The organism is Limnobacter sp. (assembly GCF_043511195.1).
GTDB lineage: Bacteria > Pseudomonadota > Gammaproteobacteria > Burkholderiales > Burkholderiaceae_B > Limnobacter.
The window spans coordinates 1471882-1494970 of the sequence record NZ_CP121330.1 but is presented as its reverse complement, the minus strand read 5'-3'; the positions used below and the strand labels follow the sequence as shown (position 1 = coordinate 1494970).

Genomic DNA, 23089 nt, shown 5'->3' with positions numbered 1-23089 from the left:
CGGCATTCAGGCGAAAGACCGGAACCCAATTTAATTGGGCTGTCCAACAAGCTGCGGGCGATCAATCCTCAGCCGCTTTCACCGGCTTACCCGCACCAACCTTGGCCGTGGCAGGCTTTCGAGCAACCGGCTTCTTGGCCACCGCCGGGCGTTTTTCACCAGCAGGTTTAGCAACTGCCTTGCTTGCAACAGCAGGCTCTGCTTTCTTGCTCTCCCACTTCACGCCCAAAGCAGCTTCAAGCTCTTCCAGTGCCTCGCCGGTGTACACCGACAAACGCTGCATGGAAGGCAAGGCATCGTGGTCACCGGTAAACGCCACATTGAACTGGCCGGAATAACTGACAACTGTAATGTTCAATGCCTGCCCGTGAGGAATCAGGGAAATCGGATAGAACTGTTCCAGGCGACAACCCGAAAAGTACAAGTCGCGCGATGGACCGGGCACATTGGAAATGACGGTGTTGAAAATTGGACGGGTTAAACCACCCAGACCCGACACCAATTGCAACATCATGGGGGCCATCAACATAATGGTGTAGTTGTTGATCGCTTCTTTGGGCATGGCCTGCAAATTGGCTTTTGCCAATTGTGTTGACCGACGGATCTCTTTCAGACGCGTCAAGGGGTCGCTTTCAGTGGTGAACAGGTTCGCAATGATGAAGCTGATGGCATTGCCGCCATCCAGGTCATCAGCAGGCCTTACCGACACGGGCAAGCCAGCCGTCAGAGACTCCGATGGCAAGGCATCGCGTTCCAGCAAATAGCGACGAATGGAGCTTGAACAAATTGCCAGAAAAATATCATTCACACTGACCTTGGCGGCCTCTGCAACAATCCGGATACGTTCCAGCGGATAAGTTTGAGTGGCCAATCGGCGGGCACCACCCACGCGTTTGTTCACAATCGACTTGGGTCCCGAGAACGGCGTAGCCAGTGCTGAGTCAGTGGGCTTGACCGCCTCCCGCATCAAATCCATCAAGGCTCGGCCAGCGGCGGGCAATGATTGCCCGTTGAGCTTTGCCGCTTCCCAAGCCTCGCGCGCCTGGTCTGCGAAATGTTGCTGTTCGGTATTTTTTTTCTTTTTGCTGATGGTACCCACCGACCAGGGAGCAGGCAGGGCCATGCTTTCTTTGGCAGACTTGCCAAAAATTCGCTCCATCAGTCGCATGCCGCCCACGCCGTCCATCAGCGAATGATGCATTTTGGTGTACAGGGCAAACCGGTTGCCGTAAAGCCCTTCAATCAAATGCATTTCCCACAGCGGTTTGCGAAAATCGAGCGGATGAGAATGTAAACGGGAAATCAAGGTTCCCAATTCACGCTCGCCTCCGGGCGCAGGCAAGGCGCTGTGCCGGAAGTGGTAATCCAGATCGATTTTGTCGGCCTCGATCCACTTGGGCATTAATGTGAGCAGGCGCGGACTGGACAAGCGGTAGTTAAAAGGCGGTGCGAATTCCAGAGAACTGCGAAGCATTTGGACAATTCGGGCAATCGCCTGCTGGGACGTTTCACCTTCGGGAACTGTAAAAACTGCCATGCTACCCACGTGCATGGGTGCTTCTTTTGATTCAACATACAGCCAGGATGCATCCAGCAAAGGGATATTTCGTGCCATGTCAGCGGTCTCCACTTCTCGTTGTTATTTGAATATGAATATTTAATTAATTTAATAGTGGCAGGATCCCACAACCCCAAGAGGCAGCCCTACTCCTGCTTACAATACCGTTAGCATACTAGAGACGGGCCATTTAATGACATTCAAGTATTCACTGCGTGTGTATTTCGAAGACACCGATGCGGGCGGCATTGTGTATTACGGGAATTACCTCAAGTTCATGGAACGCGCTCGAAGCGAATGGTTCCTTCAGCAAAGCATTGGCATGAAATCGCTGATGAATGACCATCATTTGGTCTTCGTTGTCAGCCGAACTGAATTGAACTACCTACGCTCTGCTAAACTTGAGGATATACTTGAAATATCGACGGAACTTACTGAACTTAAGCGAGTTTCTGCAGTCTTCAAACAAACCGTAACGCGCAACGGCGAAGTGCTGTGCGAGGGCAAAACCAAAGTGGGCTGTGTCAACACTGAAACTTTGAAACCCAGTGCAATACCGCCTGCCGTGTACGCGCAACTCAACCAATTGATGCCCTAGTGCGTTACAAGACTCAAATCATTTTCCTTACCGCGGATTGTTAATGGATATCTCTACCGACATGTCGTTCATTTCCCTGATCGCAGAGGCCAGTCTGGTTGTTCAGCTGGTCATGTTGATTTTGGTCATGATTTCCCTCATTTCCTGGGCCACCATTTTCAAGAAATGGGCGGTACTCAAGCGAACCAAGCAACAAGCCGACAAGTTCGAAGAAGAATTCTGGTCAGGCGGCGATCTCAACACGCTGTTTCAGCGAGCTGGCATGCGCAGAAACGATGCAGGCCCACTCGAGAGAATTTTCGAGGCCGGTATGAGCGAATTTCTTCGCGCTCGCGACAAAAAAGGCCTGACCGATTATTCGCTGATCATTGACGGCGCCCGCCGTGCCATGAAAGCCGCCTTTCAGCGCGAAAATGAAATCCTTGAACGCAACCTGCCATTCCTGGCATCGGCCGGCTCAGTCAGCCCCTACATTGGCCTGTTCGGAACCGTTTGGGGCATCATGCATGCCTTCGTGGGCCTGGCCAACGTGCAGCAAGCCACGCTTGCATCGGTTGCACCAGGCATTGCAGAAGCCCTGATTGCCACCGCAATTGGCCTGTTTGCCGCCATTCCCGCTGTTGTGGCCTACAACCGCTATGCCAACGACATTGATCGTTTGTCCACCCAGTTTGAATCTTTCGTTGAAGAGTTTTTGAATATTCTGCAACGTCAGCACTAATGCCAGTAATGAGCAACAGGAAATTTAATCGATGAAAGCCGAACTTGGACGAAAATCCAGACGCGCCATGAACGAGATCAATGTGGTGCCCTACATCGACGTGATGTTGGTGCTGCTGATCATCTTCATGGTCACGGCCCCAATGATCACCCCGTCGGTTATCGACTTGCCGTCCATGGCCAACACCAACCCGCCCAAACAAATGCGCCCCATTGAAGTCACCGTGCGCCAAGTGGGTAATTTGGTGGTGAAAGACATGAAAACAAACAAAAGCACTGAAGTGACGTTGGAGCAACTGGCCGCAGAAGTGAGAAAACTTCAGGCAGATGAACCTGATCGCCCAGTTGTAATTTCTGCGGAAAAAGCCATTCAATACCAGGCCGTGGTCGATGCGATGGATGCACTGCAAAGTGCGCAAATCCAGAAAGTGGGCCTGCTGGTGAAGCCAAAAAGCAAATGAGCACTGATTTAACCCGTCCACGCAACGGCTGGGAATTTACATCAGCCCATGAAGCACTGCTTTCCAAAATGAGCAAGGAAAGCGGGCTTGAGGCGCGCCTTGACCCACCAGTTGATCACACTGGTGAAAAGGCGGGCCTGACTGTGTCTGTGTTGGCTCATTTAACTTTGGTTGCGTTTTTTGTGGTGGGGCTCAATTGGAATACCGAAGAACCGGCCGCGTTTGAAGCGGTGTTGTGGTCTGAAATGCCAGCCAACGAACCAGTGACTGTTCAACAACCCAAACCTGAGCCCGTGCCAGAACCACCCAAGCCCGAGCCTGTGGTTGAAACACCACCGCCCCCAAAGCCGGTAGAACCTCCAAAAGCAGACATTGAATTGCCCAAGCCCGAGTCGAAGAAAAAGCCTGAGCCAAAGCCAGAACCCAAGCCCGAGCCAAAAAAACCAGAACCGAAGCCTGAACCAAAGCCTGAGCCCAAAAAACCTGAGCCCAAGCCCAAGCCCAAGCCCAAGCCTGAGCCAAAGCCTGAGCCGAAGAAAGTTGAACCAAACATTGATCCTGAATTGGCCAAAAAGCTTCGTCAGGAAGAACTGGCCCGCATCATGGGTGGTTCGCCAAACACGGGCAGCACCTCGGCTGGCACCAGTCGCAACAAGGCGCTGTACAGCGATCGAATTCGACAGTACGTGCGCAGCAAACTGGTGTTCCCTGGAGCCGACTCGGTCGATGGAAACCCAGAAGCAGTTTTCGAAGTCAAGCAACTTCCCAATGGGGAAATGGTCTCTATCACACAGAAAAAAAGCAGTGGGTTGCCAGCGTGGGACAGCGCTGTAGAGCGCGCCTTACAACGCTCTAGTCCACTACCCAGGGCAGAAGACGGTTCAGTTGAACCGGTGCTTGTCCTCTCATTTCGTCCAAAAGACGTTTAATTCATAGTGAAACAATGAACTACGCCAACCAAGCCATGCATTTACAACCGTCAAGTACCCTGTGGACCCGTTTTCGGCGTGCTGCATACACTCTCTTTGCCGCGGCCACTTTGCTGGCCACAACAACGCCTGCCCAAGCGCAACTGAAAATTGACATTACCGGCGTGGGGGCGAATCAAATCGCATTCTCCGCTGCACCATTTCAGGGCAACCAAGGTTTGCCCGAAGACATTAAGAAGGTAATTGAGGACGATTTGGTTCGCAGTGGCTTTTTTCGCTCGATCAACACCACCAGCAATGTGGAACTCAATGAGTCCACCCTGATCGACCCTTCAGCATGGAAATCAATTGGTGTTGATGCGCTGATCGTGGGTTCAGTCAAAAAGCTGCCAGACGGCAGACTGGATTTGCGCTTCAACCTGCACGACACAGCGCAACAAAAGTCATTGGGCAAATTCAGCTATGTGATCGCAGCGTCTGCCTTGCGCTTGCATGCCCACAAAATCGCTGATTTTGTATACGAGAAAATGCTGGGTGAAAAAGGCGTGTTTGCTACTCGCCTGGCGTATGTAGAAAAATCCCCAGGTCGCTATCGTCTGATTATTGCCGATGCCGACGGTGCCAATCCTCAAGTTGCACTGGCCTCCAAAGAGCCAATTATTTCGCCAGCTTGGTCACCAGACGGCACACAACTTGCCTATGTTTCCTTCGAAACTCGTAAACCTGTCGTATTTGTTCACACACTTGCAACAGGTCGTCGTAAGGCGTTGGCGAATTTCAGGGGCAGCAACAGTGCGCCAGCATGGTCAACGAATGGTCAGCAAATTGCTGTGGTGTTAACCAAAGATGGTGGGTCACAAATTTTCACGATGAGTGCAGATGGATCTGGCTTGAACCGCTTGACCAACACAGGTGGAATCAACACCGAGCCCGTTTACAGCCATGATGGTCGAAGCATCTATTTCACCTCTGATCGCGGAGGTGGCCCACAAATTTACCGAATGGGTACAAATGGCGGTGATGCGTCACGCGTGACATTCGAAGGTGGATACAATATCTCGCCTCGAATTAGTCCCGATGACAAAACATTGACATATGTAACTCGTCGAGACGGGCAGTTTCGAATCGCCGCACTTGATTTGGGGGGCGGCACAGAGATGCTGCTGACCAATACAGGGCGAGATGAAAGCCCAAGTTTCGCGCCGAATGGACGCTACATTTTGTATGCAACCAAGTCGGGCGGCAAAGGGACCTTGGCCGTGGTGTCAAAAGACGGACGAATCAAGTACACCTTGAGCAGTTCTGGTGCTGACATTTCGGAACCCACTTGGGGTCCATTCATTAATGATTGATTTTGCATTTGTTTTAACTGGTTTTACACTAAACATTCTTTAGGTCTGGAGAAAAATATGAAACACTCAATGGTCAAGTACCTGGCAATTTCCGCAATGGTGGCAGTATTGGCCGCTTGTAGCTCTGCCGTTCCTTTGAACGACAAGCCTACAGTTGAATCAAAAACTGGCACAGCCCCAGGTTCAGGTGACGGCCGCGCCGTACCCACAGTAACCCCAGGTGACGCCGACCCACTGAACGACCCACAAGGTGTATTGGCCAAGCGCAGCGTTTACTTTGACTACGACAGCTACTCTGTCAAGTCCGAGTATCGCGATCTGGTTCAAAACCACGCCAAATATCTGGTTGCCAACCCAAGCCGTAAAATCGTTGTTCAAGGCAATACCGACGAACGCGGCGGTGCTGAGTACAACCTGGCCTTGGGTCAGCGCCGTGCCGACGCAGTGAAAACACTGATGCTGGCTTTGGGCGTAAAAGAAGGTCAAGTTGAAACAGTAAGCTTCGGCAAGGAAAAGCCAAAAGCCACTGGTAGCAACGAAGCAGCTTGGGCTGAAAACCGTCGCTCTGACATCGTTTACCAGTAATCAAGGAACCCATTCGAGATGACTTTTAACTTCAAGCAACTTACCTGGGCAACTGCCCTGTTCTGCGCCTTTGCATCCAATTCCGCTTTTGCGATATTCGATGACACGGAAGCACGCAAGGCAATTCTGGACTTGCGCCAGCAGGTTAAAGTGCTTGAAGATCGGGTTGCTCGAATGGAGGCCTCAAATCAGGGGCAGCTATCACTGGCCGAATCCCTGAGTGAAAAAGACCGAGAGATCGCCCGCTTGCGTGGTGATCTCGAAGTCGCCAACAACAACATTAGAAAACTGCAAGAAGACAATCGAATTCTGTATACCAATCTTGACGAACGCATCAAGCAATTGGAACCCAAGGCCGTTCAACTGGATGGCGAAGAGCTCACAGTTCCCCCAGAACAATTCAACAATTACCAAGCTGGCCTTGATCATTTCAAGGCAGGAAATTACAAAGACGCTGCCCTGCAATTTCAGGATTTCCTGAACAAATACAAACAAAGCAAGCTTGAGCCACAGGTTCGCTACTTTCTGGGCAGTACACAGTTCGCGCAGGGCGAGTATAAATCGGCACTGATTACCCAACGCGATTTGGCGAAAGACTTCCCGGACAGCCCTCGTGCTCCCGATGCATTGCTCAGCATGGCCAGCTCTCAACTGGAGTTGAAAAGTATTCCAGGCGCCAAGAAAACGCTGGGTGAGCTGATCACCAAGTACCCAGGCAGCCCCGCAGCGGCGAGCGCGAAAGCGCGACTGGAAGCACTGAAGTGATCGCACCAAACTAATCACAGCCTGCACGCCCGCAAGTGTGCAGACACAGTTAAAATACTGGCACTTCAATCCAAAGGTGCCGGTTCATGGAAGAAATCAACCTTAGCAGTATCCAAAGCACTGTGCTTTGGGCCACATTCGCGGTTGGCCTGGCCTTCGGTGCCATTTCCCACCGCACGCACTTTTGCACCATGGGTGCAATTGCCGATGTAGTCAACTTTGGCGACTGGAACCGGATGCGCATGTGGTTGCTGGCCATTGCAGTTGCAGCACTCGGCTTACAGGGCTTGAGCATCACCGGCCATGCGAATCTGAACGACACCATTTTCCTAAACAGCCAATGGTCTTGGTTGTCCGGCATTGTCGGCGGTTTGCTTTTCGGCGCAGGCATGGTGTTGGCCTCGGGTTGCGGCAGCAAAACACTGATTCGCCTTGGCGCCGGCAATTTAAAGGCACTCATGGTGTTTGTCATTATGGGAATTACGGCCTACATGACGCTTAAAGGCGTATTTGGCGTGTTCCGCGCCAATTACCTTGACCCGGTTCGTTTTGAATTCAGCAGCAGCCCCTACCTCCCCGAACTCCTGGCCAATCTGATCAGCGCCGAGTCAGGCACCCTGGTTCAAATTCTGGCCATTGCCTTGCCCGCAGCCTTGTTGATCGGTACTTTGGCCAGCAAATCTGCCTGGAACAAAGAAGTGATTGTGGGTGGCGCAGGCGTGGGGCTGACCATCTTGGCAGCGTGGTGGATTGTGTTTCAGGTGGCCTACATTCCAGAACATCCGGATACCCTGGAGGCAGCCTATTTGGGTAGTTATGCAAACCGTGCCGAAGGCTTCAGCTTTGTGGCCCCCTATGCGTATACCCTTGAATGGCTCATGTTTTTCTCAGACATCACACGCGTGCTCACAGTGGGTGTAGTGGCTTGTTTCGGCGTGATTCTGGGTGCCACGGCCAACGCCTTGCTTGAAAAATCTTTTCGCTGGGAAACGTTTCAGGGCGTTGAAGACACAGCCAACCACACGGTGGGGGCTGTGCTGATGGGTGTAGGCGGGGTGCTGGCCTTGGGCTGCACAGTGGGCCAGGGTTTAAGCGGTGTAAGCACCCTTTCACTGGGATCCTTTGTGGCTTTGGGCAGCATTGTTGTTGGCGCCATGGCGGCTTTGAAATATCAAATGTGGCGTGTTGAGCGCATGGTTTAAGTTTGATCACAAAGAAGTGAAGAAGCGCTTCTTTTTTTGAGAAAGCTCAGTTATAATCTCGGTCTTCGGCGAATTAGCTCAGCCGGTTAGAGCGACGGAATCATAATCCGCAGGTCCGGGGTTCGAATCCCTGATTCGCCACCAAACAAGAAACCCCTCAGTGAAAGCTGGGGGGTTTTTTCTTTTCTGCTTGCCTGTTGACTTTGCTCACAAATCCTTCTCAAAGAACATCCAAATGATTGCCTGATATACGTTGCATTACTGTTTTTTAATAGTATTGCAACGATTGTTCAAAACCATAATCACGGTTATTATTTTTAGAAAGATGCATCTAAAAATGCACTTCAACAGTAACAACTGTTAACACAGGCAAGGAAGAGCAATCGCAGTACCAAAACAGCTGCGCCTGGTCTTTCTTCTACAAAAACAGCTTGCTAGGAGGAGATGACACGTGTTCAAGCTGAATAAATTATCTGCAGTAATCGCCATTGGATTGGGAACTGCTCTACCCGTACAAGCCGGTCTTCTTGATGACCTGATCGGTGCGAAATTCAACCCCGTAAGCACAAACAAAGGTGTGGCAGCTGAGGGCCAAAAAGGCTCTTTCACCAAGCCTTTCGCTGAGCCGTTCGTGTACGAACGCTCTGTGGGCGACGACAACAACCCAGACCTGCAAGGCTTCCGCACTGACAACAAGTGCGAAGGCATTGGCGCCAATGGGAAGCTTCGCTGCAAACCTGCCGCCGGCACCATTTCATTGCTGCCAAACGGAGACTTCCTGTACTTCAACGCCCTTGAAGGAACCGAAGATTTCGAATTCAGCATTTTGCTTGATTTTGGTCAAAAAGCCATTAACGACCAGACACGCATGATGCGAATTCCAGAGGGAGCAAACGCTGCCAGCCTGTGGACTCGCCCAACCGACGTGGATTCTGGTGCAAACCCCGACGGCTATGAAATTACTGAACTCATTCCTGGCCTGTCCAACAAAGAAACCAACAGCGCGGATGGTGCCCTGTTCTGCGCCGACGTGGCCATGCTGGCCGACGGTCGCATTATGGCCGTGGGTGGAACCGCCTACTACAGCGAGCCAGGCAGCAATTTCATTGGCTACGGTTTGACTGAACTGGAAGGCTTGAAGAATAGCCGCGCCTACAATGCCAACACCAATACATGGAGCCAGTTGGCGGACATGAACTTTGGCCGTTGGTACCCTGCGCTGATTACGCTGCCCGATAGCAAAATGTTCGTGGCCAGTGGCGTCACAAAGCTGATCAAACCAATTTATCCTAACGCACCAGAGCAAAGCGGCAGGAATGTGGTTCAAACCGAAACCTATGATCCAGTTACGAACAAGTGGACGGTAAACGCGCAAACAGCTCAACGCTCGCTTCCCTTGTACCCAAGAATTCACCTGCTGCCCAACGGCCATGTGTACTACAACGCGGGCGGTCAGGCATTCAACCCGAATGGTCAGTCTTATGACCAGCCACTGTGGAATATTGCGGCAACCTACAATCCGGCCAACCAAACCTGGTCTGATCTGGCATACGCGGGTTTTCCGCTGAAATTCAGCGACGCAGGTCTTGAGTCCCTGACTCAAATTCTGAATCCACAAACTGCTCCCAACGCAGCCATGAGCGCCCTCACCAAAACATTGATGAGCGCACCCATGAAAAGCCCTCAAGCATTGCAAAAGCTTTTGAGCACGGCGAACCCTGGGGGCAACCCTGAGCAAATGGTTCAAAAAATCGTTGGTTCAGGCATGCGTGGCTCCACATTCTCCGTCATGATGCCGCTGCGCCCCAATGCGCAGGGTCAGTACAAGGAAGCCAGCTTCCTGACAGCAGGTGGCGTTTTGCCGCTGGTTGGTGCTACTTCGCCCGGTGGATATGTGGCAGTTGCAGCTTCACGCATCGACACAGTGAAAACTGATGGTGACAATATTGTCGACTATCAAAGTGAAGTAACTGGTTCGCTGAATGAAACCCGCTGGTACGGTTCAGGCGTATTGATCCCCGATGATTCAGTCATGGTGTTCAGCGGCGGTGACCGCGACGGTGTTGCAGCCCCTGGCGTGGAATTCCCCCGCAAAACTGCAGAGCGTTTTGATCCGGTTACCAAAAAGTGGACCCAAATGGCTGTGGCCAACAACCCCCGCACTTATCACAACACTGCCTTGCTAATGCAAGATGGTCGCGTGTTGATCGGTGGCCATGCGCCAATTTCCACCTTGTACCTGAAGAACATCAATTTGGCAGCATTTGGCTTTTCACCCAACGATGGTCGTGATCCCTCTTTCGAGATTTACTCACCACCCTACGTGAACAATCCAAACCGCCCCAACTTGATTGGCTTCGCCGGTGGCAATGCAACACCTGTAGGCAACGGCAAAACAATGATGCGTGAATTCCGCAAAGGGCAACAAGTAACACTGGAAATGGCACCGGGTACAGACATGAGCAAAATTGACTCAATCTCCCTGGTTCGTCATACAGTGACAACCCACTTGACCGACGCTGACCAGCGCACTGTTGTCATTCCCAAAAATCAACTGACTGTGACCGGTCAAAGCATTCGCTTTAACATTCCAGATCAGGCAGCTGTAGTTCCACAAGGTGCCTACATGACATTCGTACGCGCCAAGCAAGCGGATGGTGCACTGTTGCCATCCAAAGCTGTCAGCTTCATGTTGAAGCATGACAAGGGACAAGGAGTGATGACCGCCAATGCCCGTCGTTAAAACGAACTGGGTGAAGAAAACGCTGGGCGCCTGCCTGGCGTTTTCTTTTTCTACCCTGCTAATTTCCAGCCCATTTGTTACAAACACAGCTTTCGCGCATGCCGAGCATGGTTCGGAAGGTGGCATTCCCACCGTCAGTCCGAAAGCCAAATTACCCAAAGGCATTTCACTGCAAGTCGTGAAAACCAACGCCTATCAATTTGCATTGGCCACCGATGGACAACAGCAAATCGAGATCCTGGGAGAAGACAAACGCGCCTTTTTGCGCTTTGATGGCGACAAACTGTACGCGGATCTGAACGCGACAGGCTGGCACCGTTCCCGCCAGCCCGGTGGTGGCCCTGTGCCTGACCGGCTAAAAGACAATCCAAAAATGAAGCCCAACTGGGTACTGTTGAACAAGCAACCCGGCTATGGGTGGTACGACCCGCGCTTGATCAAGGAGGACGTTGCTCATTTCAACTTGAGCCTGTTGAGTAACGGCAAACCGCTCAATGTCCGGATAGAACGTATTGAGCCAAAACCCATGACGGGTTACTGGCGCCCTTTGTTGATCAATGAGCCCGACTTCACCGGCTTGAACGCCATGGTACCCGGCCTGAGTGGCAACACCTTCATGTTAAGCCGTCTGGGCACGGCAAAAGGAGAGTTCCAGGTGCTCGACGACCAGGGGCAGCCATTCCTGGAACTTCGCAAAGATGGAGTTTGGCTAAACAGCATGCATGCCTGGGCAAACTCTGTAGAACTTTTCCACAACCCGGGAACAGATCAATCGCCCTGGGTCAAAGTGTCGGAAACCGGAACTGTGACCTATGCCGATCCACGCCTGGACAACAAACCCGAAAAAACCTCAGAGACTGGCAGTTGGGTTATTCCTGTCAAACTTAAAGACGGTGAGCAGCAAAGCACGCTGAACGGCGAGCTTAAATGGCAAGCGATTGTTGACAAAGAAAAATAATCTTTAACCGCTTGGTGTGGACTAATTGAATACACCAATGTCACCCAGGCGGCACTCTTCCTCGAATCCATACTTGCGTGCAAACGGACAATCCAGAACAGGCAAAGCCGATGGGATTTGGTAATACTTTTCCACGGCCTCCCGCAGCACCACATCCCTGAACCGCTGATAATTGAAATTGCTGCCATCCACAATCGTGAAAGGCACGCCACCAATGGTCTGCGTTTTTACCGAGATATCGCTGAGATAATCCGTGTAAAGCGATGGGTCAATCGGCTTGGCCTTGGCCACGATCCGAATGGGCTTGCCATCCATTTGCCGCCAATCCACAAAGGTATCGTCGTTGCGTGCATGGTACTTTCCAGGACCGAACACTGGTACCACTTGGCCATAGTGGTAGGTCATTAACGCGGCGGGTGAATAGGCTATTGTAGTCAGCACGCCATTGGCTGGCATGTCGCGTTTAAACTCGGCGAGAATTTCAGGCATGTTTCTGTGGAAAAGCACATCTTCCTGAAAATCCTTTTTAGGCCAGACAGAAACATCGGCATGCATCAACAAGCCAAACAAAACCAGATGCGGAACAGACAAAAAAGCATTGAACCAAACGTAACGTTTCATCCCGATGCCCTGAGTGCACAGAGCCAGCAGTACAAAAGCAATGGGCAGAAATCCCAGCACCCAATGCAAACCCACCGTTTTCTCGAGCGAAATAACCAGAAACAAAACCAAGGGCACAAGCAACGCGAAGGCCAAGGCGCTTTGTCGCAGCCACACACGGCTACCCTTGAGCAAACTCCACATGGCCCAAGGTGTGATCAGGTAAAGCATCATCCCCAGGTAGGTGAGCACGGTACCCCAGCCCAACTGGGCATCCTCATGCCGGTTCACCAGGTTGAACATAATGTTGTTCCAGCAATTGTGCAGGTTGTACCCAATGTTCACGCTTGCAAACGGCAAGACACCCACAAGTAACAAAAACAGGTACTTGAAGCGCTGCCGCTGAAACAGCAAATGAAAACCAAATGCCACACCCAGCAACACTGCGAAATATTTGGACAGAAACGCCAGCCCCAAAAAACAACCCGCCAGAAAAATACCTGCGCCCGATTCAGAGCGAATTGCTTTTACATACGCATAGATGGCAAGACCCATGAAAAATATCAAGGGCGTGTCGGTGGTTACAAACACAGCGAACCAGGATGCTGGCATTGACAGGTACACGGCTCCTGCCAGCCAGGCCCGGGACTCTTGCTCACGGGGCAACAACTCGCGGGCCAGCAGCACCACCCCACCTGCAATTGCGGTGGTCAGCAACAGGGTCAGGCTGCGAATTACAATTGGCTCATTGCCCAAATGGCTAAGTGCCCACAACCACCACCCCACCATGGGAGGGTGATCGTAATAACCCCAATTCAGGTCAGTCGACCACAAATGAAAGAAGGCCTCATCGCCTGTCATCGGGAAAAACCAGGCCAACCAAATTTTGATGACCGCAGTGATCACCACAATCCACCCAAAAAGGCTTTTCGCGGTTTTCAGGGTCAACTCTGGTCCGTGTTGATCGGGTCGGGAAAAGTGACTTGGCATGTGTGTAATGGGTCTTAAGAGGCCAAATAGACGAGCACACCCACGGAAGCCAGGAAGCCCCAACTGATGCGATCGTGAATGGCGAAATGCACTGGGTCGTCGATCATTTCCTTGCGGGAAGTCATGATCCAGATCCGCATCAACCAGTACAGGAACAAGGGGCAAATACCCCACAAAAACTCGGGCGTTGCATACAGCATGGAGCCATTTTGACTGTCTACATACAAGGCCAACACCAGTACAGCCACAAACCCGCTGGAAATCCCCATGGACACCAGGTAGCTGAGGTCGGTCATGCGGTACCCACGCCCCTGTGGTTGAGTACCCTCAAGTTGCAAAAACTCGAGTTCAGCGCAACGCTTCACCAATGCCAAACTTAAAAAAACAAACAGGGAAATGGCCAACAACCAACTGGATAGTTCAATGCCAGTGCCCACACCACCTGCAATCACCCGCACCGTGTACAGCATGGCCAACAGCAAAACATCCACAAAAGCCGTTCGCTTGAAAACAAATGTGTAAAGCAAGGTAACCACGGTGTAAACCAACAACACCAAGGTAAATTGCCAACCCACTGCAAACCAGGCCACAGCAAAACCCAAAAGGCCCAAAAGCTTCATGAACACAAAGGCTTTGCCAATACCAAGCGCACCACTGGCCATGGGGCGATGGCGCTTGCGCGGATGTTGGCGATCCGCGTTCAAGTCCATCAGGTCATTCCAGATATACGTCGAGGACGCCAAAAGGCCAAACGCCAAAAAGCCCCATGCCATTTTGCTCCACAGAACGATGTCAGTTTCATGGGCAGCAATCAGTGGTAAAAACAGCAATCCGTTCTTTGCCCACTGTTGCAGGCGCATTGCTTTGAACCACACTTTCAGGCCTGTGCGGCGTGTATCAAGGCGGTTCAACTGAATGCCTGCTGCTGCAGCCTTGCTGCGGGTACTTCGCCCCGTGTTCACACCAAAAGCGAGCGCCGCCCGCTTCCAGATCGGAATGTCCACAGTGGCATCGCCAAAATACATAAAGGGCTGACCTTGGCTGTCTGCCTGAATGGCTTGCAGTTTCTGCTGCCCTTTCAAATTGCTGTGTTCGCTGGCAATAACCCTGGCAAACACGCCCAGACGAGTAGAAATTTTCAGCACATCGCGCCGCATGGAGGCACTGGCCAAGACCAGTTCGTGTCCGGCAGAGCTCAGCTGATTCAAGCGCTCAAGTACCAAGGGATCAATCGGCAAGTGATCCAAAACCGGGTCGATTCGTTTGGCCAACTCGGTTTTAAATACCCAGGCTCCGCGAATTGCCCACACCAACATTGGAAACACGTAAAAAATATTTCGCTTGAGAAGCAACAAGCAACTTTCAAGCAGCACATCCGATGGGCTCAGCGTGCCGTCCAGATCAACGTAAACAATAGGCTTTGTCATTTTGGTTTGGACAAACCACTGAGAAGTGACTGCGTTGGCTCTTCTTCCCAATGGGCTGCACCAAGAAACACCATCACGATCTGCTTCACAAAATTGTCGAGCATCTCTTTCTCAATTTGTGGTTGATCAGCTCTGACATCCAGAAAGTCAGTGGCCGAGTTCATCATCAAAGTAACCACCAAACTACAAATCAAGGTAAGGGTGTGTGTAGAAAGTCCGGGGAAAATATTCAACAGACGCAAGTCGCTGGCCATCTCATTGGTGAAATGTGCAATTTCATTTCGAATCGCATTTCGCAACGATTGCGAACCGCCTGATCTTTCGGAGCTGATAAAACGCCACTCCAGGTGATGTTGCTTCAGGTAAGTCACAAACACACTCACGGAATGGCGAATCATGTCCTCACCAGGCAAACTGGCCTGCCTTGCTTCACGAAGCAAACGCCGCAAGGTAATACCACCGTCCTCAACAAGGGCCAGACCCAATTCATCGGTGGTCTTGAAATGTCGATAAAACGCGGTCGGCACCACGCCAGCCTCCCGGGTAATTTCCCGAATGCCCAAGGCGGTGAAGCTGCTCCCGTTGCCCACAAGGGTAAGTGCAGCCTGCATCAAATTCTGGCGTGTTTGTTCTTTGCGTCGCACCCTGGCCTGTGTTTCATCCACTGGCTTGGTCGCGGCGCTTAATCTTGTTCTCATGGTTCTTGCTCGAGCCTAGTCTGGATCAGACAACTTCCTGATCTACCCCGTTATTGTAATGAAAAGCAGCCTGTTCACAGCTTAACAGTCTGCAAGCCTGTGAAATAGGACCTGAACACACTGAAAAGAAGCAACAGAACTAAGCCATTTCGAGAATTATTACTGTAATTACGGGTTTTGCGTATTGACTGCATGAACCCAAGACGATTAACTCCCCCTAAAGAGGGTTGGAAAAAGGTGTTAATCCAATAAAGATGTTTACATGCTCACATCTGGTGACACCTTTTCAACTAGCTTTTCCTCGGGAGGAGACATTCATGCCATCAAACCAAATTTTGGTTATTGAGGATCACCCACTTTTCGCAACCGGCATTAAAGACCTGGTCGAATTCGTGGCAACCAACGCAGACATTCTCTGCGCGGCCAGCATCGCTCATGCCAAAGAACTGTGCGCCAAAAATTCGCCGGCGTTAATCATCACCGACCTGCGTCTACCCAACGGTCAAGGGCAAGAGGTGATCGACGCCCTGGCCTTGATGAGTGCTAACCTGCCCACGTTAATCATGAGTGGCGATGACTCACTTCTTCACTCTGTGATACCGAACCAGCATGCCCCATCGTGGACACTGTCCAAATCAGAAGGGTTTGAGCAAACCTCCGCTGTATTGCTAGAGGCGCTTACCCGTGCAGGCGTACAGGTTCAGTGGCGCCCCAATGCCCTGTCAAATCGCCAAACCAACGGCGAACATATCACCGGGCGACTGGGTCAGAACAACGGCATTCAGTTAACTCACAAACAACAACAAGTCATGCATTTTCTGGCCTCGGGTCTTTCTAACAAGGAAATTGCCCGAAAGCTCGATTTGTCACCAGAAACAATAAAAACACACTTGCGCGAGATTTTCACGCGCATGAATGTGAAAAACAGAACCCAGGCCGTCAGTCTTTATCGCAAAATTCCGCGACTCAATGCGTCAGCCATGGCATAGAAACCAATAGCCGGCAACAAGCCGGCCAATTCTAATAACTATAAAATGACAGACAGTTCACTATCAGGGTTAGCCGTACTGCTGGGTATTGCCTTATACCCATTCTTTGCAAATCACCTTCCCAATCAACGGCAGAACGCAGCCGCCGTGATTGGTGTGGTTCTGCTGGGATTCATCATTCTTGGTTTCGACACACAACCAGTACTTCAACATGGTGATCCGGTACACGCCGCCTTTCAATTGCTTTCATTTTTGTTTTTTGGCAGCGCTTTTCTGGGTCGAAAACGAGGCCTTGTCTCCGCAGAACGATCCGCTTTGGTGCCCTTTTCAATTGCGTGCATTACAGCGCTTGCCGATATGTTCACCACCTCTGGCCTGGTCTACACCGTATTTATTGGAATTCAAGCGGTCTGTTTATTGACCATTACCAAAACCTACAGCAATTTGCCCAAGGTCACGTTAATCAAGGCCGTGTATTTCAGTGTGCTGTATTGCATCGTCAACGGACTCTTCCATGCCTCTACGTCCACAGATCTGGCCTTGCTTATCGACTTCTCTGTGGTCAAGGTTCTGTTTTACATCCTGCTCGGTACCTGTGTTTTTCACATGGTGTTTCAGGATTTCTCACGTACACGTACCAAAAAAGGGCTTGAAGGACAGACAAGAATTGATCAAGACATCATGAAGTTCGCATTTCGGGGACGACGGGTTTTAAAAGACTTTCGGCATGACCTGCGCCAACCCCTTAGCACCTTGGGAATATTGGCCAGCGTGGGGAAAGCCATCTCGAAAGACCCAGAGGTAACCGCTCGGTATCAGCACATTCAAACAGCTCAAAAAGCACTAAAAAACATGCTTGAGGATTTTTTTGATCAATTGGGCAATGCAATCAAGTACCCCCAGGTTGAGCGCTCAGCCCCAATGGCCCCAGTCGCAGTTCACGACATTCTTGCGCCGCTGATTGAAGAATACCGGATGCTGGCGGACGTTAAAGAACTTCAAATTCGATATGTACCCAGTGAAATCACGGTCATGAGCAACAAAGAAGCTCTGTCGAAAATAATTCGCAATGGACTGGACAATGCCATCAAATACACCAACAAAGGTGGCGTGGTCGTAGGACTGCGAAGACGAAAAGGGCGGGTGAGCATTCAGATCGCAGACACAGGTTCGGGCGTCGAAAACAACAAAGTGGCTGCGCACAACAAAGGCTGGGGGCATGGCTCCAACATCGTTAGAGACCTAAGCGAGCAGATACTTGCCAAAACAGAATGCCGCAACCGGTATTACAACGGTAACTTGGCCGGTTCGGTATTCGAAGTGATATTGCCCGAAGAGGCTGAAGTCAACCACCGCAACAAGCGACCCGCTTTGACTGCCCAAATGGTATTTGAAGCCCAAGTAATGGCCATGAGCAATGAGCATTTGCTCGAAATTCAACGAAAGCTACCCGTTCAAGGGTTCGACAAGGTGGAGTTCAGTCGCAACGGTGCCTATCGAGCTTACCTTACCGCCCTGCGTAAAGGCATGTCACCTGTTTACATACTGTATGCAGGCGACCCGGCGCAAAAGGTAAATGCCATTGAGCAACTGAAACTTCTTGGATCTCTGCTTGACTATGAGCCCTGCTGTATTTTGATGTACAACGCGAGCCAGGAAAACAATCCTCAAGTTGAGTTTGGACATGAAATGATTCGAATTCCGTTGATCCCAGGTCAAGCTGACGCCTGTCTTAGCGTGATATCCGAACTTTTTCCACACAGGGAGAAAACACCGCCAGAATTCAACACCCCGCAGAGCGATTCAAAAATTGCCGGCAAAAATATTACTAATTCACTGATACCAAACTAACCACCACCAGGTTTTTTTACTTGGCCGTATGCAAAGCACCCAGAACTGCGGGCCTGCTTGCACCCGTAACCGTAGGGCAGTTGCCCGCCAAGTTCAGTAGATACTGCACACCCAACCAGGCAAACGCAGTTGCCTCAACCGCCTGTGCTGGCAGGCCTAGGTTCTCAATTGGCAGCACGTCGGCCGGTGCGCATTCACAACGCAACTGGCCAATCAAAGTGCTGTTTCTCGCGCCACCGCCACACACATACACTTGTTCAACCAACACGGGCAAACACGACTTCACCGCCCTCACCGTCAAAGCTAGCAACGTTGCCATTATGTCTTCGGAAGAAAGTTGATTCGAATCGGCAAGGCATTGCTCAAACCACTGCGCGCTGAAATCATCACGACCCGTACTCTTTGGCCAGGATTGATGAAAGAAAGGATGCGCCCAAAAACGTTCAAGCAGGTCCGTGTCTGGACTACCCATGGCAGCGATCTCGCCATCTTGATCCATCGGCAAACTGAAGGCACGTTGAGCCCACAGGTCCATTAAACAGTTGGCGGGACCGCAATCCCCCCCTGTCAGGGCCTGACCTTGCCCATTCAGCACAGTCAAGTTTGAAAAGCCACCCAGGTTCAAGACCGCAGTTTGATCGTAAACACCCTTACCATTCAACCAGGCTTGGTGAAAGGCAGGAACAAGGGGAGCACCCTGCCCGCCCAATGCGATATCTTTAGACCGAAAATCATGTACGACATCAATGCCTGTTTGGCTGGCCAGCAAAGCCCCGTCGAGCATTTGATAGGTATACCCAAGATCGGGGCGATGACGAAGTGTTTGCCCATGGGCACCCAGTACCCGCACATCGCCAGAATCAAGTCCAAGAAAAGACAGCAATTCATTGACCGCGCCAGCGTATTGATCTGTCAGATCTTTCCGGGCCTGTAAAAGCGTGGCGATTGGGTCAATATTGGGAGCAAAACGAGGGGGGATTTCCTGTAGGGACAACAGTACTTGCTTTAACTCAGGCGGAAACTCGGCACTGAACACGCCGAGAAACCGCATTTCCTGAGAGTCAGGATCAATTTGAACTGCCGCAACGTCAACACCGTCTGTACTGGTGCCAGACATGGCGCCCAAGGCAATCATGGCTTATTGGGCACGGGCCAAACGTTGCGCGGTAGCCAACTCCATGCGACGATCCAGTGCCAACTGTACCCGCTTGAACTCACCGAAGGAGTTGCGATCCAGCGGCTCGGCCTGTGCAACGGTAATACTCAAGGGATTTTTAGGAACACGGTTCACACGGAACTCATAATGCAGGTGCGGGCCGGTTGCCCACCCAGTGGAACCCACGTAACCAATTACATCGCCTTGCTCAACTTTCTGCCCCACGCGCACACCTTTGCCAAAACGGGATAGGTGCGCATACGCAGTGCTGTAACCACTGTGATGCTGTATTTCAACAAAATTTCCATAACCGTTCTGGGTGCCGGCGAACTTGACCGTACCACTTGCGGTGGCCATGATGGGCGTGCCCGTGGGGGCTGCGTAATCAACGCCGTTGTGCGCTTTCCAGCGCTGTTGGATCGGATGGAAACGACGGGGGGTGAAACCCGAGGAAATGCGTGAGAATGCAAGGGGTGAGCGCAGGAAAGACTTTTTCAGGCTACGGCCTTCCTCGTTGTAATACCCCGCATTGCGGTTACCGCTTGGCGCAAACCAATAGGCCTTGAACGGCTTGTTGTTGTTCACAAATTCTACGGCCAATACCCGACCCGCTCGCGCAGAACGGCCTTCGAGGGTCAAGTCTTCATACACAACCTTGAACTCGTCGCCCTTGCGTAGCTCACGGTGAAAATCGATGTCAGAGCCGAAAATTTCTGTTAGCTGAATTGCGACGGAATCTGGCATCCCGGACTTGTCAGCCGCAGCGAACAGGGAAGACTCAATTTGCCCAGAACGAAATACGATTTGCTTCTGAAAATTTACAGATTCAAGCTTGGCGGTGAATTGACCGTTTGTTTTTTGAACCAGAATCGATTCCTGGCTGTCTTCATCGATACCGCTTTTGTAGCGCAGCCATTGCAAATCACCGTCGGCAGTTTGTTGAACCGTGAGCACTCGCCCGGCGCGCAAATTAACCAGGTTACGCGCTGTTTTGTCTTGCCCCAAAAAAGCCGCCAAGCCGCTGGTGTTTACGCCCATTCGGTCAAGCAAACCCACCAGGGTATCGCCCCGGCGAATACGTTCTTCAGCCACCAAAGGGTCAAAGGTGTACACGCCCTGTTCGGCCAAATTCAACTCCACAGCCTCGACCACGACCTCGGAGTTCAACAGGGCGGAATCGACCGGGGAATTTTGAACAGAGCCAGCGATTGCAACCACTGCACCAAGAACAGGGAACGAAAAAAACCCTACAATGACCCACTTTCTATGATTGTGAGATTGGGGAAGCGCGGAGTCGGCATATTGCCACCCCGACTTGATAAGGTGCTTGGTAAGAGAAAAACCCTGTCCCCATGCGGCGATTGCTCGCTCTAGTAAATTCTGAAGCATCATGTTTTAGTTTTAGAGGTGTGAAAGTTCACGAGCCGATCGCCCACAATCAGCTTTATTTTCAAAAATACAACACTGAAGTTTGCAAGAGTGTAACAAAGGATTGCCAAATGAACCAGTCACCTGATAGTAGCCCCCCCAAAATTACGGAAATTACTGAGAATTTGTCTGATTCCGTTCGGCACGCACTTGAAGTGACCAAGCGCGGCTGCGAAGAACTGTTAATTGAATCGGAGTGGATTCAGAAACTGGTTCAAAGCGAAAAAACAGGCAAACCCCTGCGCATCAAATTGGGATTGGACCCTACGGCACCCGACATTCATTTGGGTCACACCGTGGTACTCAACAAGCTTCGCCAACTTCAAGACTTGGGCCATCAGGTTATTTTCCTGATTGGCGACTTCACCTCGATGATCGGCGACCCTTCCGGTCGAAACAGCACACGCCCACCGTTGACTCGCGAGCAAATTCAGGAAAACGCCAAAACCTACCATCAGCAAGCTGTGAAAATTCTGGATGCTGACAAAACTGAAATTCGATTCAACAGTGAATGGTGCATGCCCTTGGGCGCCGATGGCATGATCAAACTGGCTTCCAGCTACACAGTTGCAAGAATGCTGGAAAGGGAAGACTTTACAAAGCGATATCAAGGGGGTATTCCCATTGCTATTCACGAGTTTCTGTACCCGCTGATGCAAGGCTATGATTCCGTGGCCCTTCAATCGGATCTGGAAATGGGCGGCACCGACCAGAAATTCAACTTGCTGGTGGGCCGTGAACTTCAGAAACAACACGGGCAGGCCCAGCAATGTGTTTTGACCATGCCGTTGCTGGTGGGCACGGATGGCGTCGACAAAATGTCAAAGTCCAAGAACAACTACGTGGGCGTGACCGAAACCCCGTCGAACATGTTTGGCAAGGTGATGTCGATTTCAGACAATTTAATGTGGAACTGGTACACCCTGCTCAGCTTCAAATCAATTGCGGAAATCGAAACCCTTAAAACCGCCTGTGCCAATGGGGAAAATCCGCGCAATGCAAAGGTGGCCCTGGCCCAGGAACTGGTGACCCGTTTTCACAGCCAGCAAGCCGCTGTGGACGCCCTGGCTGAATTTGAAGCCCGCTTCAAGCAGGGTGTTCTTCCCGACGACATGCCCGAAGTGGTTTTGGAATTGCCGGAGGGTGAAACCGACGCAGGCTTGGCGTGGGTACTGAAATCAGCCGGGCTGTGTGAAAGCAGCAGCGACGCCAACCGGAACATTCAACAAGGTGGCGTAAAAATTGAAGGTGAAAAGGTGACTGACAAAGCAACCCGCCTGCCCAAAGGCAGCCATGTGATTCAGGTGGGCAAACGCCGATTCGCAAGGGTGCAGTTGAATTGAGTACACACGCCTCGAATTTCCGAACCGTTGTCAGCAAGAAACCCAAGGGCACCCGTTTCATTCTGGTGCGCCATGGCGAAACAGACTGGAACAAGGAAAAACGTTTTCAGGGGCACACCGACATTGCCCTGAATACCCACGGCGTGTTGCAGGCCCAACTTGTTCGGCGTTATTTTGATCTGCTGGAAGCGGCTGGCATGCAGCTTTACGAATATTGCGTCAGCAGCGACCTGGGCCGCGCCCACACCACCGCCAAAACAATTCATGGCGACAAAACCCCCGCAATCGTGTTGAGCAACAGCCTGCGCGAACGAAACTACGGGCACCTGTCCGGGCTGACTGGCGATGAAATGCGCGAGAAAAGCCCAGAAGAATTTGCCAGTCTTCGCAACCGCGTACCCGATGCACCCTTGTTGGGTGGCGAAAGCCTGGAGCAGTTTTACCAGCGCGTAGTATCTGCATTTCAACAAATCGCAACTGAACAACAAGGCCGTACCACGCTGTTGGTGGCCCACGGCGGTGTACTGGATTGTATTTACCGGTACTGCGCGGGCGAACCGCTTGAAAAACAACGTGACTGGCAACTGCCCAACTGCGCCCTGAACGTGATCAACATTGAGCCTTCAGGCGATAAAAGCGTACCCGTGTGGGCCTGGCTGGGGCATTTGAACAACGATAAACCCGGCCAAAACATGGACGAAGTCGATGGTCGAATCGCTTGAAATCATTTAGAATG

The 23089-nt window shown here is 51.4% G+C and carries 20 protein-coding genes and 1 tRNA gene; 15 read left to right on the top strand and 6 right to left on the bottom strand.

Translation table 11 applies throughout. The annotated features are described in order from the left end of the window. Window positions 1–61: 61 nt before the first annotated feature. The gene (locus P0D43_RS07135; RefSeq protein ID WP_159568284.1) at window positions 62–1615 is read right to left on the bottom strand and encodes a wax ester/triacylglycerol synthase family O-acyltransferase; all 1554 of its coding nucleotides are present in this window, start codon (window positions 1613–1615) and stop codon (window positions 62–64) included. A 136-nt stretch (window positions 1616–1751) separates the two neighbouring features. On the opposite strand from P0D43_RS07135, the gene ybgC reads away from it, so the two are divergent. The 11 genes from ybgC (at window position 1752) to P0D43_RS07080 (ending at window position 11871) form a co-directional block, all read left to right on the top strand. Further along, complete coding sequence (ybgC, locus tag P0D43_RS07130; protein WP_159568283.1) at window positions 1752–2156, top strand: tol-pal system-associated acyl-CoA thioesterase; 405 nt, start codon at window positions 1752–1754, stop codon at window positions 2154–2156. Between the two features lie 43 nt (window positions 2157–2199). Next, window positions 2200–2877: a protein TolQ gene (gene tolQ / locus P0D43_RS07125; protein WP_040513351.1), complete on the top strand. Its 678-nt coding sequence runs from the start codon at window positions 2200–2202 to the stop codon at window positions 2875–2877. 31 nt (window positions 2878–2908) lie between these two features. Further along, on the top strand, window positions 2909–3337 hold the full coding sequence (gene tolR, locus P0D43_RS07120) for a protein TolR (protein WP_341236273.1): 429 nt from the start codon (window positions 2909–2911) through the stop codon (window positions 3335–3337). After that, the gene (locus P0D43_RS07115) at window positions 3334–4266 is read left to right on the top strand and encodes an energy transducer TonB (protein WP_394673617.1); all 933 of its coding nucleotides are present in this window, start codon (window positions 3334–3336) and stop codon (window positions 4264–4266) included. Before tolR ends, P0D43_RS07115 begins: the two co-directional genes overlap by 4 nt. A gap of 14 nt (window positions 4267–4280) precedes the next feature. Beyond that, window positions 4281–5618: a Tol-Pal system beta propeller repeat protein TolB gene (gene tolB, locus P0D43_RS07110; RefSeq protein ID WP_394673616.1), complete on the top strand. Its 1338-nt coding sequence runs from the start codon at window positions 4281–4283 to the stop codon at window positions 5616–5618. A gap of 57 nt (window positions 5619–5675) precedes the next feature. Continuing rightward, window positions 5676–6203, top strand: coding sequence for a peptidoglycan-associated lipoprotein Pal (gene pal, locus P0D43_RS07105; protein ID WP_159568280.1), 528 nt, complete (start codon window positions 5676–5678; stop codon window positions 6201–6203). Window positions 6204–6221: 18 nt separating this feature from the next. Further along, window positions 6222–6968, top strand: a complete 747-nt coding sequence (gene ybgF / locus P0D43_RS07100) for a tol-pal system protein YbgF (protein WP_159568279.1) — start codon at window positions 6222–6224, stop codon at window positions 6966–6968. An 86-nt stretch (window positions 6969–7054) separates the two neighbouring features. Further along, complete coding sequence (locus tag P0D43_RS07095) at window positions 7055–8170, top strand: YeeE/YedE family protein (protein ID WP_341236277.1); 1116 nt, start codon at window positions 7055–7057, stop codon at window positions 8168–8170. A gap of 67 nt (window positions 8171–8237) precedes the next feature. Then, a tRNA-Met gene (locus P0D43_RS07090) sits at window positions 8238–8314 on the top strand. 307 nt (window positions 8315–8621) lie between these two features. Beyond that, window positions 8622–10913 (top strand): galactose oxidase-like domain-containing protein, encoded by a 2292-nt coding sequence (locus tag P0D43_RS07085; RefSeq protein ID WP_394673615.1) that lies wholly within the window; start codon window positions 8622–8624, stop codon window positions 10911–10913. Next, window positions 10900–11871, top strand: coding sequence for a hypothetical protein (locus P0D43_RS07080; protein WP_394673614.1), 972 nt, complete (start codon window positions 10900–10902; stop codon window positions 11869–11871). The genes P0D43_RS07085 and P0D43_RS07080 overlap by 14 nt, the downstream gene beginning before the upstream one ends. A gap of 21 nt (window positions 11872–11892) precedes the next feature. Here P0D43_RS07080 and P0D43_RS07075 read toward each other — a convergent pair whose 3' ends face one another. Genes P0D43_RS07075 through fabR form a run of 3 tightly spaced genes read right to left on the bottom strand, consistent with a single transcriptional unit; the run spans window position 11893 to window position 15586 of the window. After that, window positions 11893–13461, bottom strand: a complete 1569-nt coding sequence (locus tag P0D43_RS07075; RefSeq protein ID WP_394673613.1) for an ArnT family glycosyltransferase — start codon at window positions 13459–13461, stop codon at window positions 11893–11895. A 14-nt stretch (window positions 13462–13475) separates the two neighbouring features. Beyond that, window positions 13476–14888 (bottom strand): UbiA family prenyltransferase, encoded by a 1413-nt coding sequence (locus P0D43_RS07070; RefSeq protein WP_159568274.1) that lies wholly within the window; start codon window positions 14886–14888, stop codon window positions 13476–13478. Further along, complete coding sequence (gene fabR, locus P0D43_RS07065; RefSeq protein ID WP_159568273.1) at window positions 14885–15586, bottom strand: HTH-type transcriptional repressor FabR; 702 nt, start codon at window positions 15584–15586, stop codon at window positions 14885–14887. Before fabR ends, P0D43_RS07070 begins: the two co-directional genes overlap by 4 nt. A gap of 317 nt (window positions 15587–15903) precedes the next feature. On the opposite strand from fabR, the gene P0D43_RS07060 reads away from it, so the two are divergent. Together P0D43_RS07060 and P0D43_RS07055 are read left to right on the top strand one after the other, a co-directional pair. Then, entirely contained in the window at window positions 15904–16575 is a 672-nt protein-coding gene (locus tag P0D43_RS07060; protein ID WP_394673612.1) for a response regulator transcription factor, read from the top strand. Window positions 16576–16722: 147 nt separating this feature from the next. Beyond that, window positions 16723–18426, top strand: coding sequence for a sensor histidine kinase (locus tag P0D43_RS07055; protein WP_394673611.1), 1704 nt, complete (start codon window positions 16723–16725; stop codon window positions 18424–18426). 16 nt (window positions 18427–18442) lie between these two features. On the opposite strand, the gene P0D43_RS07050 is transcribed toward P0D43_RS07055, so the two are convergent. Continuing rightward, entirely contained in the window at window positions 18443–19561 is a 1119-nt protein-coding gene (locus tag P0D43_RS07050) for an anhydro-N-acetylmuramic acid kinase (RefSeq protein ID WP_159568270.1), read from the bottom strand. Window positions 19562–19564: 3 nt separating this feature from the next. Further along, window positions 19565–20800 (bottom strand): peptidoglycan DD-metalloendopeptidase family protein, encoded by a 1236-nt coding sequence (locus P0D43_RS07045; RefSeq protein WP_159568269.1) that lies wholly within the window; start codon window positions 20798–20800, stop codon window positions 19565–19567. Between the two features lie 281 nt (window positions 20801–21081). Between P0D43_RS07045 and tyrS the strand changes: the two genes are divergently transcribed. After that, entirely contained in the window at window positions 21082–22353 is a 1272-nt protein-coding gene (tyrS, locus tag P0D43_RS07040; protein WP_394673610.1) for a tyrosine--tRNA ligase, read from the top strand. Further along, on the top strand, window positions 22350–23075 hold the full coding sequence (locus P0D43_RS07035; RefSeq protein WP_394673609.1) for a histidine phosphatase family protein: 726 nt from the start codon (window positions 22350–22352) through the stop codon (window positions 23073–23075). The genes tyrS and P0D43_RS07035 overlap by 4 nt, the downstream gene beginning before the upstream one ends. Window positions 23076–23089 lie beyond the last annotated feature (14 nt).

Excerpts from the sequence above, each read along its gene's own strand:
- P0D43_RS07135 (WP_159568284.1), bottom strand. The coding sequence starts at position 1,615 with ATGGCACGAAATATCCCTTTGCTGGATGCATCCTGGCTGTATGTTGAA.
- ybgC (WP_159568283.1), top strand. The coding sequence starts at position 1,752 with ATGACATTCAAGTATTCACTGCGTGTGTATTTCGAAGACACCGATGCG.
- tolQ (WP_040513351.1), top strand. The coding sequence starts at position 2,200 with ATGGATATCTCTACCGACATGTCGTTCATTTCCCTGATCGCAGAGGCC.
- tolR (WP_341236273.1), top strand. The coding sequence starts at position 2,909 with ATGAAAGCCGAACTTGGACGAAAATCCAGACGCGCCATGAACGAGATC.
- P0D43_RS07115 (WP_394673617.1), top strand. The coding sequence starts at position 3,334 with ATGAGCACTGATTTAACCCGTCCACGCAACGGCTGGGAATTTACATCA.
- tolB (WP_394673616.1), top strand. The coding sequence starts at position 4,281 with ATGAACTACGCCAACCAAGCCATGCATTTACAACCGTCAAGTACCCTG.
- pal (WP_159568280.1), top strand. The coding sequence starts at position 5,676 with ATGAAACACTCAATGGTCAAGTACCTGGCAATTTCCGCAATGGTGGCA.
- ybgF (WP_159568279.1), top strand. The coding sequence starts at position 6,222 with ATGACTTTTAACTTCAAGCAACTTACCTGGGCAACTGCCCTGTTCTGC.
- P0D43_RS07095 (WP_341236277.1), top strand. The coding sequence starts at position 7,055 with ATGGAAGAAATCAACCTTAGCAGTATCCAAAGCACTGTGCTTTGGGCC.
- P0D43_RS07080 (WP_394673614.1), top strand. The coding sequence starts at position 10,900 with ATGCCCGTCGTTAAAACGAACTGGGTGAAGAAAACGCTGGGCGCCTGC.
- P0D43_RS07075 (WP_394673613.1), bottom strand. The coding sequence starts at position 13,461 with ATGCCAAGTCACTTTTCCCGACCCGATCAACACGGACCAGAGTTGACC.
- P0D43_RS07070 (WP_159568274.1), bottom strand. The coding sequence starts at position 14,888 with ATGACAAAGCCTATTGTTTACGTTGATCTGGACGGCACGCTGAGCCCA.
- fabR (WP_159568273.1), bottom strand. The coding sequence starts at position 15,586 with ATGAGAACAAGATTAAGCGCCGCGACCAAGCCAGTGGATGAAACACAG.
- P0D43_RS07060 (WP_394673612.1), top strand. The coding sequence starts at position 15,904 with ATGCCATCAAACCAAATTTTGGTTATTGAGGATCACCCACTTTTCGCA.
- P0D43_RS07050 (WP_159568270.1), bottom strand. The coding sequence starts at position 19,561 with ATGATTGCCTTGGGCGCCATGTCTGGCACCAGTACAGACGGTGTTGAC.
- tyrS (WP_394673610.1), top strand. The coding sequence starts at position 21,082 with ATGAACCAGTCACCTGATAGTAGCCCCCCCAAAATTACGGAAATTACT.